The organism is Planctopirus hydrillae (assembly GCF_001707835.1).
In the GTDB taxonomy this organism is placed as follows: Bacteria; Planctomycetota; Planctomycetia; order Planctomycetales; family Planctomycetaceae; genus Planctopirus; species Planctopirus hydrillae.
In genome coordinates this window covers 32,793-47,426 of sequence record NZ_LYDR01000033.1, presented here as the reverse complement: position 1 = coordinate 47,426, position 14,634 = coordinate 32,793, and the positions used below count along the sequence as shown (strand labels likewise).

At 53.8% G+C, this 14,634-nt stretch carries 12 protein-coding genes; 3 read left to right on the top strand and 9 right to left on the bottom strand.

What is annotated here, in order from left to right; genetic code table 11:
• The first annotated feature begins 17 nt into the window (after window positions 1-17).
• The gene (gene ispF, locus A6X21_RS02550) at window positions 18-494 is read left to right on the top strand and encodes a 2-C-methyl-D-erythritol 2,4-cyclodiphosphate synthase (protein ID WP_068845945.1); all 477 of its coding nucleotides are present in this window, start codon (window positions 18-20) and stop codon (window positions 492-494) included.
• Between the two features lie 341 nt (window positions 495-835).
• Here ispF and A6X21_RS23975 read toward each other — a convergent pair whose 3' ends face one another.
• The 6 genes from A6X21_RS23975 to cysS form a co-directional block, all read right to left on the bottom strand.
• Window positions 836-1,525, bottom strand: coding sequence for an HNH endonuclease (locus A6X21_RS23975; RefSeq protein ID WP_131818153.1), 690 nt, complete (start codon window positions 1,523-1,525; stop codon window positions 836-838).
• A 112-nt stretch (window positions 1,526-1,637) separates the two neighbouring features.
• Complete coding sequence (gene ruvA / locus A6X21_RS02540) at window positions 1,638-2,261, bottom strand: Holliday junction branch migration protein RuvA (RefSeq protein WP_068845942.1); 624 nt, start codon at window positions 2,259-2,261, stop codon at window positions 1,638-1,640.
• Window positions 2,262-2,678: 417 nt separating this feature from the next.
• A complete protein-coding gene (locus tag A6X21_RS02535) occupies window positions 2,679-5,381 on the bottom strand; it encodes a bifunctional serine/threonine-protein kinase/formylglycine-generating enzyme family protein (protein ID WP_068845940.1) in 2,703 nt (900 codons plus the stop codon).
• Window positions 5,382-5,596: 215 nt separating this feature from the next.
• Window positions 5,597-6,109: a crossover junction endodeoxyribonuclease RuvC gene (gene ruvC / locus A6X21_RS02530; RefSeq protein WP_083233351.1), complete on the bottom strand. Its 513-nt coding sequence runs from the start codon at window positions 6,107-6,109 to the stop codon at window positions 5,597-5,599.
• 5 nt (window positions 6,110-6,114) lie between these two features.
• On the bottom strand, window positions 6,115-6,960 hold the full coding sequence (locus A6X21_RS02525) for a DUF4058 family protein (protein ID WP_068845938.1): 846 nt from the start codon (window positions 6,958-6,960) through the stop codon (window positions 6,115-6,117).
• Window positions 6,961-6,999: 39 nt separating this feature from the next.
• Window positions 7,000-8,553, bottom strand: a complete 1,554-nt coding sequence (gene cysS, locus A6X21_RS02520) for a cysteine--tRNA ligase (protein WP_068845936.1) — start codon at window positions 8,551-8,553, stop codon at window positions 7,000-7,002.
• 305 nt (window positions 8,554-8,858) lie between these two features.
• On the opposite strand from cysS, the gene A6X21_RS02515 reads away from it, so the two are divergent.
• Both A6X21_RS02515 and dxs read left to right on the top strand, forming a co-directional pair.
• The gene (locus A6X21_RS02515; RefSeq protein WP_068845934.1) at window positions 8,859-9,815 is read left to right on the top strand and encodes a polyprenyl synthetase family protein; all 957 of its coding nucleotides are present in this window, start codon (window positions 8,859-8,861) and stop codon (window positions 9,813-9,815) included.
• Window positions 9,816-10,041: 226 nt separating this feature from the next.
• Complete coding sequence (dxs, locus tag A6X21_RS02510) at window positions 10,042-11,934, top strand: 1-deoxy-D-xylulose-5-phosphate synthase (RefSeq protein ID WP_068845932.1); 1,893 nt, start codon at window positions 10,042-10,044, stop codon at window positions 11,932-11,934.
• Between the two features lie 392 nt (window positions 11,935-12,326).
• Here dxs and A6X21_RS02500 read toward each other — a convergent pair whose 3' ends face one another.
• From A6X21_RS02500 to A6X21_RS02490, 3 genes are all read right to left on the bottom strand, one after another.
• Entirely contained in the window at window positions 12,327-13,046 is a 720-nt protein-coding gene (locus A6X21_RS02500; RefSeq protein ID WP_068845928.1) for a DUF502 domain-containing protein, read from the bottom strand.
• 553 nt (window positions 13,047-13,599) lie between these two features.
• Window positions 13,600-14,022 (bottom strand): hypothetical protein, encoded by a 423-nt coding sequence (locus tag A6X21_RS02495; protein ID WP_068845926.1) that lies wholly within the window; start codon window positions 14,020-14,022, stop codon window positions 13,600-13,602.
• 219 nt (window positions 14,023-14,241) lie between these two features.
• Window positions 14,242-14,463: a hypothetical protein gene (locus A6X21_RS02490; protein ID WP_068845924.1), complete on the bottom strand. Its 222-nt coding sequence runs from the start codon at window positions 14,461-14,463 to the stop codon at window positions 14,242-14,244.
• Between the last annotated feature and the right edge of the window lie 171 nt (window positions 14,464-14,634).

Sequence of the window (14,634 nt, the reverse complement as noted above, 5' to 3'; positions counted from 1 at the left end):
TGAAGAGGGATGTCGGTATGCAACGGATTGGCATGGGGCATGACCGGCATCGTCTGGTCGCGGGGAAGCCATTGTGGTTGGGTGGAGTGCCGATCCCCTTTGAGCTGGGGCTGGATGGTCACAGCGATGCGGATGTGGTGCTGCATGCCCTGACCGACGCTCTGCTCGGCTCTTTGGCACTGGGAGATATTGGCGAGTGGTTTCCCAATACCGATGAGCAGTGGAAAGGGGCTTCTTCTGACCGGTTTGTGGTGGCAGCCATGGCGGCTGTGCGCGAGCGGGGGTGGGAAGTGTGCAATGTCGATGCGACAATCCACGCCGAACGGCCCAAACTCTCGGCGTACAAATCAGCGATTGCGGCCCGTATGGCGGAACTCCTGGCTGTGGAGACTGACCAGGTGAGCGTGAAGGCCAAAACCGGTGAAAAAGTCGGCCCCGTAGGACGCGGCGAGTGCATCGATGCCGATGTGATTGTGCTGGTGCGGAAAGTGTGAGTTCGGGCGTTGGAAGTTGGGAGTTGGGAGTTGGGCAAACGGTGGTACTCACATAGGATGGCGACTATATCGCTTATGGAGCTTTTTCAGTGGCGTTCTGGTAGGCGAAATGGTGATAGTACCTGGCTTCTAAAGATGAATTTGTTTGAAGGAAACCTGGCTGGTGTTTGACGTGCCAAATTCTGGAAGCGTATCAGAGGATGTTTTTGTGTTGCAAGATACTCGTTACCACCGATGTCATCCAAAACTGTGAAATAAAACCCTTGCTACATCGCAATAATGAATCGATTGAGATCTCTGTACCTCAGTGAGAATTGACTTACTATTCGAGGCTATGGTATTCAATCTTCGTGATTGCTTGCGATGGAGCATAGAAAATAAATCTTCTGGTAGAATTGCAGTACCCATAAACTCGTGGTATCGCACTCTCTAGCTCCGTCGAGCCAGTAAGTGAATACTCCATCACCAAAGACGCGAGGTTTTCCGCTTGTTATTCTAGTCAGGGTGTCGTAAATCAGTGTTTTAGTTCTTTGGTCAGCATTGCTAAATCCATCAACAGAATATGCTAAAACTTTAAATTCCGGCTCTAGTGGTTTGCCGAATTCGTGAAAAAACAATCCAGTTGTGATTCGGGCTGCAACTCGATCAAGTCGCGAGAGGTCAACGTTGTATCCTTGGGCCGTGCCGAGATAAAATCCACCAGGGGTAGCAATTTCAATTTCATCCATGCTGCCGATTAGAGTCCTTTGGAACCCTTTCTTTGTAGGCATTTCCAAGGAACGAAAGATTGAAGGTAAGTTTTTTTGAACTGCTGGATGATCGCCAGTGTCATGTCGCATTGAAATCATAAGACGGAAGTATTCATCATCTTTAGACGCGTTCCCATTGCATGATCGGCAGCTGCGAACGGTGATAAGATTTGAGGGGCGTGGCTTGGCGAATAGTGATTTAGGTGGAATATGGTCGTCTGTCAGCTCTTTGGTGCTACCGCAGTAAACGCAAGTATCTTTCGGGAAAGTGGCGTCAGCCATAGTGGCGTCCTGTAGTTGTGATTTTTGGCGGTGGCCGAAGCGAGTTTTCTGGGAAATCGATTGGTGTGCCTGTTTCGTTTGTGATTTGCAAATCACATTTAAAGTAAAAACCTCAGGGGCGGCTTTGGAGGTAGATTTCTGTGAGGACGTCCTGGACGTCTTTGAATTTTTTCTTCTTGCTGGCGACCTGGTCGATTTTGTCGCGGGCCTCGATCGAGGAGTGGCCTAACGCCATTAAGGCTTCATAAGCTTCTGTGAGGACGTTGCGGTCGACATCGGCTTCACGCGGAACTTCTCGCGCGACCATCAGGGCGAATTTGGTCATTTTGCGGCGGAGCTTGGCCACAATGCGTTCGGCCATGGCGGGGCCGACGCCGGGGAGGAGTGTCAGTTCCTTGATGCTCTGTTCTTCGATGGCTTCGGCAATTTCACGGACGGGTCGAACCATCGCACGCAAGGTCTTTTTGACACCCATGCCATCGACAGAGCAGATCATTTCGAAGAATTCGAGCTCGGTTTCGCTGAGAAAGCCGGCCAAGCGCGGCACCAGGCGGCCCTGCTGCGGATTGCCATCGAGATAGTCGATCGTGCAGAGACTGACGACTTCTCCCAGCCTGGGCTGGAGTTGCCGACGGACGAATTCCGGAACAAGAACTTCGTATTCGAATGCACCAATTTCCAGGCGGACGATGTCTTCGCTTAGCCGAACAAGTTTTCCAGTAATGCGAGTGATCAAGAGAGGCCTTTCGACTTGAGCGAGTCACTTTTCCGATATCATCAACGTTGCACTGAGAGATATGAAAAACATGTCAGCGCGAAGCCGCAAGCATGGCATATCAATTGCGTTTGAGTTTCATGATCTTCAGTGGCGTTTGTGGTGCCGCGAGATGACTTCAGTCTGAGATGATCCATGGATCGCGCCTAGGGAAGATCTCGAAGCCTCGAACGCTGCGCTTCGTGAACTCCCGGTCGTCTGCCATGATGAACTGATACGTTTCCCAGAAAACAACAGCGCGTTGTGGGTTGTGAAAACATGCTTGCCCAGAGCTGCAAGCATGGCACACAGAGGGTTCTTGTCTCAGGGAAAGCGTCTGAGCAGGGGGAGTCGGGCGGATGATCGGGGAAAGAGCGAATACGAGAGCCGCTGTCCTGGTTATGTTTTGGGCTTTACGACAATCGGCAGCACGACTCGACCAAATCCGGTAAACGGCGAAGTATGAAATGCTTCTTTTTGGCGAGTCACACTGTTGTTGTAGAGCGGATCGGCACCGCCACCGGCAGATTCTCCGCCACCTCGAGCGACCCCTTCGTTCTTTCCTGGCTGTGTAAATGGGTCGATGACATCATTGGTCGGATAGGGCATGAATCGATCAAAGCACCATTCCAAGCTGCCGCCATAAACGTCGACGATGCCAAAGGGATTTGGGATTGCTCCTGTACCAAAGTGTGAAGTTTCGTGTTCCCGGATGACTGTTGGATCTAAGACAACCTGGCGGTCATCACCAAAGTTCCACAATCCGGTGGTGCCGGCCCGACAGGCATATTCCCATTCGGCTTCCGTGGGGAGCCGATAGCCGTCGGCATCCATGATTCTTCGTGCAAGATCCCCTTCGATTTGAAAGGCCGGGCTCTTCCCATCGAGTTGGCTGAGTGCGTTGCAGAAGCGAGTGGCATCGAGGAGACCAACATAGGCCATCACGGCCGTTTCTGGCTTTTGGGGATCATTTTTCGGCGGGAGTGACCCCATTAACTTCTGATAGGTACCGTTATTGACTTCGTGTGTCTGCAGGTAGAACGGGCGGGTGATTTTCACGCGATGTGGGGGAGTTGATGTGGCAAGATTTTGTCGCTGTTGGGCAGCAACACTTGGGTCGACGTCGAGTTTAAGCAGATCAATATCTTCCTCAGTGCAACCCATGGTGAACTCGCCCGGCGGGATCAACCGAAACTTCATGCCAACTGAGTTCGTAAATTCAACCGGTATGCCCAGATAGGCGGCCCAGTCTTCCTGGTGTTTTCTTGCCTGAGTCGAATCGAACGGTGCAATTGCCAGTGGTGGCCCGGATGTCTCTGAACCTGGTGCGATGGACGCTACCGGAGTTTCGACCGCCATGGAGGCTGGTGGTGTTGAGGCAACCGGTGTATCGACCGGCATATTGGTTGGCGTATTGGTTGGCGTATTGGCCGGTGCGTTACCTGTGGAGGAAGTGGTCAGCCCATGCTGTTTGACGGCTTGCCGGGCAATGACTTTTTCTCCGCCGTTGATGACCAGATGGTCGCCCACCAACTCGGCCTTAACGCGGAACTCTTTTCCTCTGTTAATCGTAAAAGACTCTGTTTCAAAGGATAAATCGCCCCGCGTGACCACCAGTTTCTTCTCACCCGTCTTCAGTGAGACAGGATCAAGGTCCGGACTATGAAATGAGAGTTGAGTCCCTTTGACATGCATCTCGACTGTAGGGTCAAGAATCTCAACTCGAAGCGTGCCGGTGGGTGTCTGGAAGAAAAAGACAACAGCCATTAACAACATGATCATCGCTACAGTTCCACTGCCGACTTGAACGCGCCGGTCTTGAATCCAGGAGGTGGATTTCGCCTTTTGAGCCTTTGGACCACGAAAACGTTGAGTCTCGTGCTCTCTTCTCTGAGAGATTGTCTCATCCATCGATGTAAGAGTCGCTTGCGACCGCGCGACAGTTCGCGTTCCCGCACCCGCGGGATGAGAACGCTTGCCGCGCGGGCCTTCGATGGGAGAGTCGATCTGTTGCAGGAAATCCTGAAACTCGTCGAGATCTGTCCCGGCTTCGGCGACGGTGACGGCCTTGAGCGTGGCCCCTGTTCGGCAGGCTTGCAGATCGACAATCAATTCGGTTGCGGTCTGATAACGGTCGTCTGGTTTCTTGGCGACGAGTTTCATGAAGACGTGATCGAGGGATTCGGAAACGTCTTGTCGAACTGTCCTCAGGCTGGGAATGGGTTGGTCGCGATGAGCGAGCAACCGGGCCATTAATGAGTCACCTTCGTAGGCTGCTTTACCAGTCAGCAAATACCATAACGAAATTCCGAGGCTGTACAGATCGCTGCGGGCGTCGGCGTGTTTGGTGCTCAGTGCCTGCTCTGGCGCCATGTAGTCGACAGTCCCCATCACAGTCCCGGTGCCTGTCAAATCGGCCTGAGTCGCGACATCCTCTGACTCAATACGAGCCAGGCCCATATCGAGGATTTTGACGACGCCTTTGGTATCGAGCAGCAGGTTTGCGGGTTTGATATCGCGATGGATCACTCCCTGTGCGTGCGCGAACTCCAGTCCTTTGGCTGCCTGCACGATGCAGTCGATGGCCTGATCGATGGAGAACGGGCCTTTTTTCTTCACGATTGTCGCCAGGTCATCGCCCGGCACGTACTCCATGACGAGGAATGGCGAACCGTTGGTTTCGCCGGCATCAAATGCGCCGACAATGTTGGGATGTGTCAGTCGCGCTGCTGCCTGGACTTCTCGCTGAAACCGCTGTGCCAGTTCTTTGGTCTTCGTGACCGAAGGGGATAGGACCTTGATGGCGACCAGTCGCATCATCATCCGATGCTCGGCCTTAAGCACCATCCCCATGCCGCCCTGGCCGAGTTTATCCAGGACGGTGTAGCTCCCCATAGTCAGCGACTTACCCTTGCCTGAGTAAACAACCTGTGCCTGGTAGGCGCTGATTTTCTTTTCTTTTACGAGGGATTTCGCGAGTTGCTCGCCAGTACCAGGCTTTTCTGCGGGAGGCAATCGATCGATGAAAGCTTGTAAATCGGGTTCCGAAATGACTCCGCTATCGATCAGCTGTTTGGCAAACTGTTCCGTCGAGACAGCCATAGTGAAAGATTTTTGGTGGTGAACGGTTGTGGAGACTTTTCACATGGCTGCATCATGACGGTCGTGCAAACAAATTGCTATAGCCTATTGGGATGGATTTGTGTCGCACGACCTGCTGAATGCATGCAGATTGTCTAATACATCAAGGTGTTCGGCGTCAGTATAGCAAGCAAGCCGGAAAGAGATGGGACCGGCGATTGTCGATGGACTCGGATTTACGCCTCAGGTATGGGTTGAGTGAGGCGGATGGCGAAGGCATGGCAGACGGCAATGGCGGCGGCATCGGCGACGTCGTTAGGTTCGAGAATCGACGGGAGGTTCAGTTCGAGTTGAACTGCTCGCTGCACCTGTTCTTTACTTGCTTTGCCACTCCCTGTGAGGAGACTTTTGATCTGCCGGGGCATGTAGTGAACGATGGGGATATTGGCCTCGGAGGCTGCATAGAGAATGGCGCCGCGGGCGTGCGCCATCAGAATTGCCGTTTTGGGAAAACTGGTATGCGAAAAGACCTGTTCGATCGCGATTGCGCGGAGTTCATGACCTGCGGACTGATAGTCGGCCAGAACTTCACGGAGTCCACGACCGATCTCAGTCACACGGCTGGCAAGAGAGCAACCCTTGGTGGAGCGAATGACGCCCGCTTCGTGGAGTACCAGTTGGCGACCATGGCAGGCGAGAACGGAATAGCCTGTGGTGTTGAGGCCGGGATCGATACCGATAATGAACATCGCCGCTACCTGGCTTTCTGATCGGCATCGGTGGGTGATCGGTAGATACCGGCAGCGGTCAGTCGGTTCATGACCCAGGCATTTTCTTCGGCACTATAAGAAGGCAAAGGTGCTCGTTCGTAATCGCTCGTGGAATAGGCGGCTTTTTCGAAGGCTTCGCTGACAAGTGGCTGGATCTCGAGCGTTATGTCTTGATCGGTCGGACGAAGTGGAATGGCAATTGTCGGGAGAGGTTCAGACAATTTGACCTCGTAGCATTCCGCTTCATCAGGAAGTTCAGCCCTGACGACGATGATGCGATAGGGGTTGCGAAGATGTAGTGGCAGATATTCTTCTGCGGGAGTCATGGCCCAGCCACCAGCACGGATCAGGTCGATCTCGACCAGATTAACGCCTGCGTCAAGAAGTTCCCTTTGCTTCTGACGGAACTGGACTCTTCTGGCTTCGCTGATCTTGTTCGCTGGACTGAGAAACTCGATGGTCGTGATGAGCTTCCCCGCGATGCGATCGACAATGGAGACGCGCCGAGTTTTTGAGACCGGGTCTGAAAAAATGATGTGGGATCTGGCAGCGACCCCAATTTGCCCTGGCGCTTCTTTGACAGCGGTTCCTCCCGAGTTTCTCCGTCCCGATTCAGAAACTGAGATGTCGGGAATGAAGCGAATTGGGGGCGTTTCTCCCGTCACTTGATCCTCGGGGAGTGTCAGTTGAATTCGCTCTTCCAGTCGAGCGCGGAGGTCGTGCGGGAGCTTGGCCTGAAGCTGGTCTCTCGTGTAGGTGCAAAGACTCGTATGAGCATCACTCCACGATGATTCGAGGAGTGGATCCATACCTGGAAAAATACTTTTCATGTTGTTCTCCCAGTCGCCTGAGAACTGTCGGTCCGTCGATCAAGCTTTTTTCCAGAGGGTGCCGTCGGGGCGATCCTCCAGTGTGAGCTTCAATTCGGTGAGCTTGTTGCGAATGAGGTCGGCCACAGCAAAATTTTTGGACTTTCGAGCATCGGCACGAATCTGAATGATGAGCTGCATGAGACCATCGAGCAGGCCGTCGTCCGCTGAAGATTCTTTGGCACGTGGCTCGCGGAAGACGCCCAGCAGCAGGCTGAGTTCGCGCACAAGAGTCATGGCGTCGGTCAGCAACTGCAAATCTGCCGCCGAGCCGACCCCTGTTTCGAGCTTCTTTTCGGAGATAAAGCCATTGATGACACGGCGCATCTCAAAAAGAACACCGACGGCACCACCTGTGTTGAAGTCGTCGTCCATCGCATCGAGGTAGCGATCTTTCAGCCCGTTGAGTTCAGTCGCAAAGGCCTCTTGATCAGGAGTCTGGGCTGTGATGGGTTTAGAGTCGGTTCGTTTTGCGGCGGGTACTAGAGAATAGAAATTCTTCTTCGTTAATCGCTCGTAAAGTTCGAACAGTCGGAAAAAGCCTTCGAGGCTCTTGCCGGTTTCGGCAATGCGTTCGAGGCTGAAATCGATGGGGCTGCGGTAGTGAGTTGCCAGGAGGAAGAAGCGAACGGTCTCCGGGTGATGGTGGGCAAAGACGGCTGTTTTGACAGATTCTGCCCCTTGTGAGCCTGCGAGCTTACCGGCGATCTGGGATTCGGCGTCACCTTTTTTGTCGTGCTGGCCGCCGACTTTGCCGGCCTGGCCGCTGGCCTGCATGAGGCCGTTGTGCATCCAGTAGCGGGCGAAGGGATGGCCCGTGCAGCTTTCGCTCTGGGCCAGTTCGTTCTCGTGGTGGGGGAACATGAGATCGAGACCGCCGCCGTGGATGTCGATCGAGTCGCCGAGGATCTTCTTGCTCATGGCGGAGCACTCGATGTGCCAGCCGGGCCGACCTTTTCCCCAGGGGCTGTCCCAGGCGGGTTCGCCAGGTTTGGAGCCTTTCCACAGGGCGAAATCGGCAGGGGATTCTTTCCCGCCCATCGATTCGGCCCGTGTGCCAGTGAGCATTTCTTCGAGACTGCGGCGGCTCAGCTTGCCGTAATCTTCGTCTTTGGTGCAGCGGAAGTAGACATCGCCGTTGAGCGGGTAGGCGTAACCCTTTTCGACCAGTTTGCCGATCATGTCGAGCATGTCGCCAATGTGGTCAGTGGCGTAAGGGAAGTGATCGATGGAGTCGACGCCCATGAGCTTCAAATTATCGAAATAGTCGTTGGTCATCTGTTTGGCGAGGGCTTCGACTGTCATGCCTTTTTCGTTGGCTTTGTTGATGAGCTTGTCGTCGACATCGGTGATGTTGACGACGAACGTGACTTCGTAGCCGGAGTAGGCCAGGTAGCGTTTGACAGTGTCGAAGATGACGGGACCGACCATGTGGCCGATGTGGGCGGGCTTATAGACGGTGGGGCCGCAGAGGTACATTTTGACCTTGCCGGGCTCGACGGTCTGAAAAGTTTCCTTTTGGCGAGAAAGAGTGCTGTAGACGCGGAGAGGCATCGCATCAATCCGTGATGAATGGAGGGGTTGGCGTAATCCGTAAAGCCAGAAATCGTGGCTGCTTCGGTAGAATAGCAGCCTGAGGACTGCGCGCGAACAGCAGCCGCCTTGCGAAGGTGGCTTTGGTTGGCGGGTTTCTTCGGATTCCGAGGAAAAACTGGAAACTTAGAGACTTTCGGATCTCGCAAATTTGCTGTAGTTTGTTGAGAACAATGAATTTGCAGGTTTCTTGTCAGCACAATTTGTTGAGAAAACCTGCTATTCACCCGCTTAACTTAGAAGTTCCAGTACCGCAGGGATGCGATATGTCGGCTGCTCACCTTCCTGCTTCTCGATCATCTGTGGCCATGAATTTGTCCAGTGGCGCGGTCGAGTTCACCCAGCATTTGAGGGAATTGCAGAAGCAGATCGAAGCGGCCATGGACGCTGCTCTGGGTGCGACCTCCGAAGTTTCTCGTTTTGTTCCCCCCTCGCTGTTTGAATCGATGAGATACAGTGCCCTGGGGGGAGGCAAGCGGTTAAGGCCGGTGCTGGTTCTGCTGGCGAGCGAAGCTTGCGGAGCCGATCCGCTGCAGGCCATGCCCGCGGCTGTCGCCCTCGAGATGATTCATTGTTATTCACTGATTCATGACGATTTGCCGGCCATGGACGACGATGACCTGCGTCGCGGAAGGCCCACGAATCATATCGTTTATGGTGAAGCGACAGCGATTCTGGCGGGTGATGGCCTGCTGACGAGGGCCTTTGAAGTCCTGGCGACCGAGATTTCGAACAAAGAACTGGCATTGGCCTGTGTCGCTGATCTGGCATCAGCCGCAGGTTGGTGCGGCATGGTGGGTGGGCAAGCGGCTGATCTGGCGGCTGAGACGACACCCGTGACCACTCTGGCCGAACTGGAGCAGATTCATCATCGCAAGACTGGGCGTCTGCTGGCATGTGCCTTGACAATGGGTGGTCGCCTGGGCGGAGCTTCGGTGCAGCAACTGGAATCGCTGGCCCGTTATGGGTTTGCCATTGGCCTGGCATTTCAGATTGCTGATGACCTGCTGGATGTCGAAGGTTCATCGGAAAAACTGGGGAAGCAGACGCAGAAGGATGCCCAGGCCGGGAAGGCGACTTACCCTGGTTTTCTGGGAATCGAAGCCAGTCGTGAGCGAGCAACAGATCTGGTCAAACAGGCCTGTCGAGAACTGGAATTGTTCGGGCCGCGGGGCCAGTGGTTGAGTGATCTGGCACTGTACATTATTGAACGTGATCACTAAGTCTGTCGGCAAGACGGAAGGGATTTCGGGGCGAAGTTGGGGGACCGTTGAAAAGGTTAATCTGGAGAGTCTGGCTGCGGTCTACAAGTAAGTTGGTCGTTAAGCCAAGCCGCTCCAGGATGCTCCAAGCCTGGTTTTCAACATGAATTGCGAATGGAATCGAATTAACTTCTTGGAAGATTTTACTCTTTCGAGAGCCACAAACTGACTGGTCAGGAACACGATCATGCAGATGGAACATCTTCCGAGGATCACTTCTCCCAAGGATTTGGAGAAATTGAATCCTTCTCAGTTGATTCAACTGGCCGATGAAATTCGGGAGGCGCTCTGCGGGGTGGTTTCGGATCGAACGGCTCACTTTGCCAGCAATCTGGGTGTGGTCGAGCTTTGCCTGGCACTCCATCTGGAATTTGATTTTTCCCGTGATCGATTGATCTGGGACACCGGCCATCAGATCTATCCTCACAAGTTGATCACCGGTCGGTTTGCCTCTTTCCCGACCATCCGGCAGCGTGGCGGGCTGATGGGTTTCCCTAACCCTCAGGAAAGCGACTACGACCTGTTTATGACAGGCCATGCCGGGGCAAGTGTCTCGACGGTCCTGGGATTAAAGGCGGGTGATGACCTGGCGGGTGAGGATCGCAAATCGGTCGCGGTGATTGGTGATGGAGCACTCCCTTCGGGTGTGGTCTTCGAAGCAATGAACAATGCGGCTGAGCTTAAAAAAGACATGCTGGTCATTCTGAATGATAACAAAATGGGGATCTGTCCCCGCGTGGGAGGCCTGGCTCAATATCTGGACAAAGCTCGCAGTGCGCCGATGTACGATGGGCTGAAGCGGGATATTTCGCGGTTTTTGAAGTCTGTCCCTGTTGTTGGTGAAAGTGCGAAGCAGACACTTTCACAGATTAAAGATGCCGTCAAAGGGATGCTGCACGGCGGAATGCTCTTCGAAGAGATGGGCTTCAAATACATTGGCCCGATTGACGGTCACGATCTGCCGACACTCCGGAAGTATCTGGCCATGGTCAAGAAGATGAAGGGGCCAGTCCTTCTCCATGTGTTCACCAACAAGGGACATGGCTTCCGTCCGGCTTGTGATGATCCGGTCACGTTCCATGCGCCACCTCCGTTCCAGCGGGATGCTTATGGACAGATTGTCCAGATGAAGTCGACGTCGAGCCGGGCCTATACGAATGCCGTCAGCGATGCCCTCTACAAATCGATGGAGAAAGATTCCCGGGTTTGCGTGCTGACAGCGGCCATGTGTGAAGGAAATAAACTCAGCCGCATTCGGCAGGATTTCTCTGATCGATTCTTTGATACCGGGATTTGTGAGGCTCATACCGTGGCGTTTGCAGGAGGGATGGCGAAAGCTGGCATGCGGCCCGTCGTCGACATCTACAGTACTTTCCTGCAACGGGCTTTTGATCATATTTTTCAGGAAGTCTGTCTGCAGAATCTGCCCGTGGTGTTTGCGATGGATCGCGCGGGGATCGCGGGACCAGATGGGCCGACGCATCATGGGGTGTACGACATTTCGTATACGCGCATTTTCCCACACATGGTCTGTATGGCTCCCGGTGATGAGAGCGATGTCGCACCGATGGTGGATCTCGCTTTGTCAATGAATCGACCGGTGGCGATCCGCTATCCCAAAGCCAATGTGGAAACCATTCCCCGCACGTTGACTCCTGTCGAGTTAGGGAAGGCTGAGGTGATCAGTGAAGGGCAGGATGGGACGCTTGTGGCCTATGGTTCGTTGTTGACCAGTTGCGTGAAAGCCGCTGAGATTCTGCGTGAAGAACATGGGCTCGATGTCGGGATTATCAATGCCCGTTTTGCCAAACCGCTTGATGAAGAATGCCTTCTGGGAGTTCTGGAGCAGGGCTTTGTGATCACGATTGAAGAGCATGTTCTGGCCGGTGGGTTTGGTTCCGCAGTGCTGGAAGCGGCATGCCAACGAGGTGTCTCTTGTGATCGACTGAAAATTCTCGCTCTGCCAGACCGATTTGTGGAACATGGCGAACGCGACGAGCTGCTAGCCGAATGTGGCTTAAATGTGCCCGGGATTGTCGCGACGGCTCTGGAGATGGCGGGGAGAGAAGTGGAGATCTGATGTTCCACTGCACTGGACCTGCTGATCCGCTGATTCAGAGTGTGCTGCTGTGTGCAGTGACCGCAGGCCAGTCAGCAGGGTCGCCAAACTGCAGGTCCAGCCTCATGGCATCAAGTGGCATGAGGGTGGTGAAGCCAGGGATTGAAAGTCTGATAGAGGTCCGAGATTTGAGAGAGCTAAAAGATCTCCATCGGCATGCGGCCACCTCCGGAATGATGTTTAGCACGATTGAGAGTGAGAAAATCGCGAAGAGTGCCTGAATCCAGACACTGATTCAACTCAGTCGAGAAGGCGTTTTTACTGCTTTCTGGCAATCATCAATCGACATGATCCAGTGTGTCCCGGGTGATAGATGGGCTGAACCCGTTTTATATCGCGTGAACCTCTACGCTTCATGATTTTTCAAGTGGGGCAGCAGGCTCTGGCCCGATGGGAGTAGCGGGTTTGCTGAGGCTTTTGGGTGCTGTGACTCCCATGGAGACGTAAATACCAACCAGGTCTTCGAGGCTGCAATTGGCGGGTTTGACCCAAGCCTGTTTGACACAGAGCAATGCTCCGCCAAAGGGGACAGGGGCTGTGGGCAAAATGACGATGTGGTAGGCTTCGCCTCCAAAATGAACGAGTTCGGAAGTGGGCATCAGTGCCGGAGTTCCGATATCACTGCCGTCTCCAAAAAAGCACATGACGGGCGTCATGGATTGGAGTGAATCTTTTTTTCGATCGAAGAGACTGGTGACATGTTTCGAGGCATCGTAGATCGTGCCGAGGGCCGGTATACGTCGTAACCCGTGATCTATCATGCGTTGCCAGCCTCCACCCATGCCATTTTCCACCAGAGCTCCCATGCCATAAATGGCAAGGACGACTCCGAGGATACCAATCAGGTAAGCTGTCGTTTCGCAAGCCACGAGGGGCATGCCAATGGACATGAGGGCTTTGCCGAAAGGGCTGAGAGGCCCAAACAGGTCGTGGATTAACCTCACGACCCAGACCAGAACAGCCAGTGTTAACGCCAGAGGCAGGAGACCAATCAGCCCCGTGACAAATGTGATGCCCACACGTTCCGGATAAGTACGGGGAGGTTGTGCTGCGGGTGCGGGATCGTGGGACATGTCGATCAACTCTTGAGGGGCTATGAACACGAGAAATTATGAATGTGATCGCAAACTGTGCGTGTGACATTCTGGACTGAGTTCGCCTGTGGCTGCAATCGGGGAGAGCTAAGGTTTTTTCCCCTTCTCCCGTACTGACGGGAGAAGGCCGGGATGAGGGGAGCTCGAACGGGTTGGGTATGCGAACAAAGATCGGCTTTATCTCAGGATGCCCTTAATCTCTGTCCAGTGGCAAACAATTGACGCCCCTGCGAAACGTTTGTCGTAAATACAAATTGAGTGAGAAGACCCTCACCCTGCCCTCTCCCACGAAGACGTGGGCGAGGGTTCCAGAGTCACGTGCATGGCGTGGAAACCTGTGTATGAAAGTTCGGCACGACTTGGCCGGGTCTCCCTCAGGTGGCCGAAGCCTGTTCATCGATGCAGAAAGCCCGGCATCCACTGAAGAGGCCGAGCTTTGCATGTTGTGAGTGGTCGTTATGAGCGGGAGGTGAATCTTTGAAGTTGTTCCCTGAATGTGTGTTGTCAGGGATGTACCCTACTGGGAACTCGCTTATCGCTGGATCTGCCGGACCTGATTGCCGAGGACGGCCGTAAAGATGGGCTGCATGACCACCTGCACGATCACACCCGGCTGGCCCTGAGACGCGACTTCCGTCTGGCTGGCGACCAGAGCTTCATTCGCCAGCGAATCCTGGCCGGTGGAGGCGTAGCATTTCGAAAGACTGGCCCAGGCTCGGCGATTCATCGGGGCAGGGAACAGATCGGCGGCTTTTTTCAGGGGCTCAATCGCTTCGTCGAACTGGCTGAGACCTGTGAGAGCTTCACCACGCAGCAATTGCTCGATGGCATTGAATGGGCCTGCATCGCCGATTCGATTCAGTTCGGAAAGAGCTGCCTGTGGCAGTTCGAGTTCCAGATATCCCTCAGCAGCGGCCAGTCGTTTCACGACTTTGTATGAAATCTCATGATTCATGATCAGCCCCTTCACTTTCGAGGATGCCTGGCACTTTCGAGGATGTCTGGCGGCAAGTGTCACCTGGCGGTGCGATGTTCGAAGAATCGTCCATTCACACCAATTCAATTATGTTGCAAGTTATGTGCCCTGAATTCGAAATCGGCAAGGCCATGATGTTTGTGCCGATTCTCATCAGGAATTCTCGTTAAAAGTGGCATGGCTGTTACTTCAGTCTCGTCATTTGGCTGTCCAGCGGGTGAGATGACCTGTGTCCTGTTTGGCAGGCTTGCTGTCAAAATGACAACCCTCTGGATTTGTGTCGAAACCTGAGGCGGAACTGACAGTTTCCAGAGCATGGAAAATCAGGAGGACTCTCCAGATTTCCGGCAGCAGAAGTTTCATTCGGCTGTGGCCATCGTGAAAACCGGCAGTCCGCCATAATGCAAAAAAGAACCTCATGGACGATGGTTATTGGATCTGACGCGGCTGCATGATTCCAGGTTCACTGGTCGTTTCTGCTGGAAGCATTCGATGCGGCTCATGCAGTCGTCTCCATAATAATTACTACGAGAAAAGCAAAAGCTTTCAGGGAGAAATGGCTGTCTCTGCCAACGTTTTTTCGAGTTTTTC

Excerpts from the sequence above, each read along its gene's own strand:
- dxs (WP_068845932.1), top strand. The coding sequence starts at position 10,042 with ATGCAGATGGAACATCTTCCGAGGATCACTTCTCCCAAGGATTTGGAG.
- A6X21_RS02500 (WP_068845928.1), bottom strand. The coding sequence starts at position 13,046 with ATGTCCCACGATCCCGCACCCGCAGCACAACCTCCCCGTACTTATCCG.
- A6X21_RS02490 (WP_068845924.1), bottom strand. The coding sequence starts at position 14,463 with ATGAGGTTCTTTTTTGCATTATGGCGGACTGCCGGTTTTCACGATGGC.
- A6X21_RS02495 (WP_068845926.1), bottom strand. The coding sequence starts at position 14,022 with ATGAATCATGAGATTTCATACAAAGTCGTGAAACGACTGGCCGCTGCT.
- A6X21_RS23975 (WP_131818153.1), bottom strand. The coding sequence starts at position 1,525 with ATGGCTGACGCCACTTTCCCGAAAGATACTTGCGTTTACTGCGGTAGC.
- ruvC (WP_083233351.1), bottom strand. The coding sequence starts at position 6,109 with ATGTTCATTATCGGTATCGATCCCGGCCTCAACACCACAGGCTATTCC.
- cysS (WP_068845936.1), bottom strand. The coding sequence starts at position 8,553 with ATGCCTCTCCGCGTCTACAGCACTCTTTCTCGCCAAAAGGAAACTTTT.
- A6X21_RS02535 (WP_068845940.1), bottom strand. The coding sequence starts at position 5,381 with ATGGCTGTCTCGACGGAACAGTTTGCCAAACAGCTGATCGATAGCGGA.
- A6X21_RS02525 (WP_068845938.1), bottom strand. The coding sequence starts at position 6,960 with ATGAAAAGTATTTTTCCAGGTATGGATCCACTCCTCGAATCATCGTGG.
- ispF (WP_068845945.1), top strand. The coding sequence starts at position 18 with ATGCAACGGATTGGCATGGGGCATGACCGGCATCGTCTGGTCGCGGGG.
- A6X21_RS02515 (WP_068845934.1), top strand. The coding sequence starts at position 8,859 with ATGTCGGCTGCTCACCTTCCTGCTTCTCGATCATCTGTGGCCATGAAT.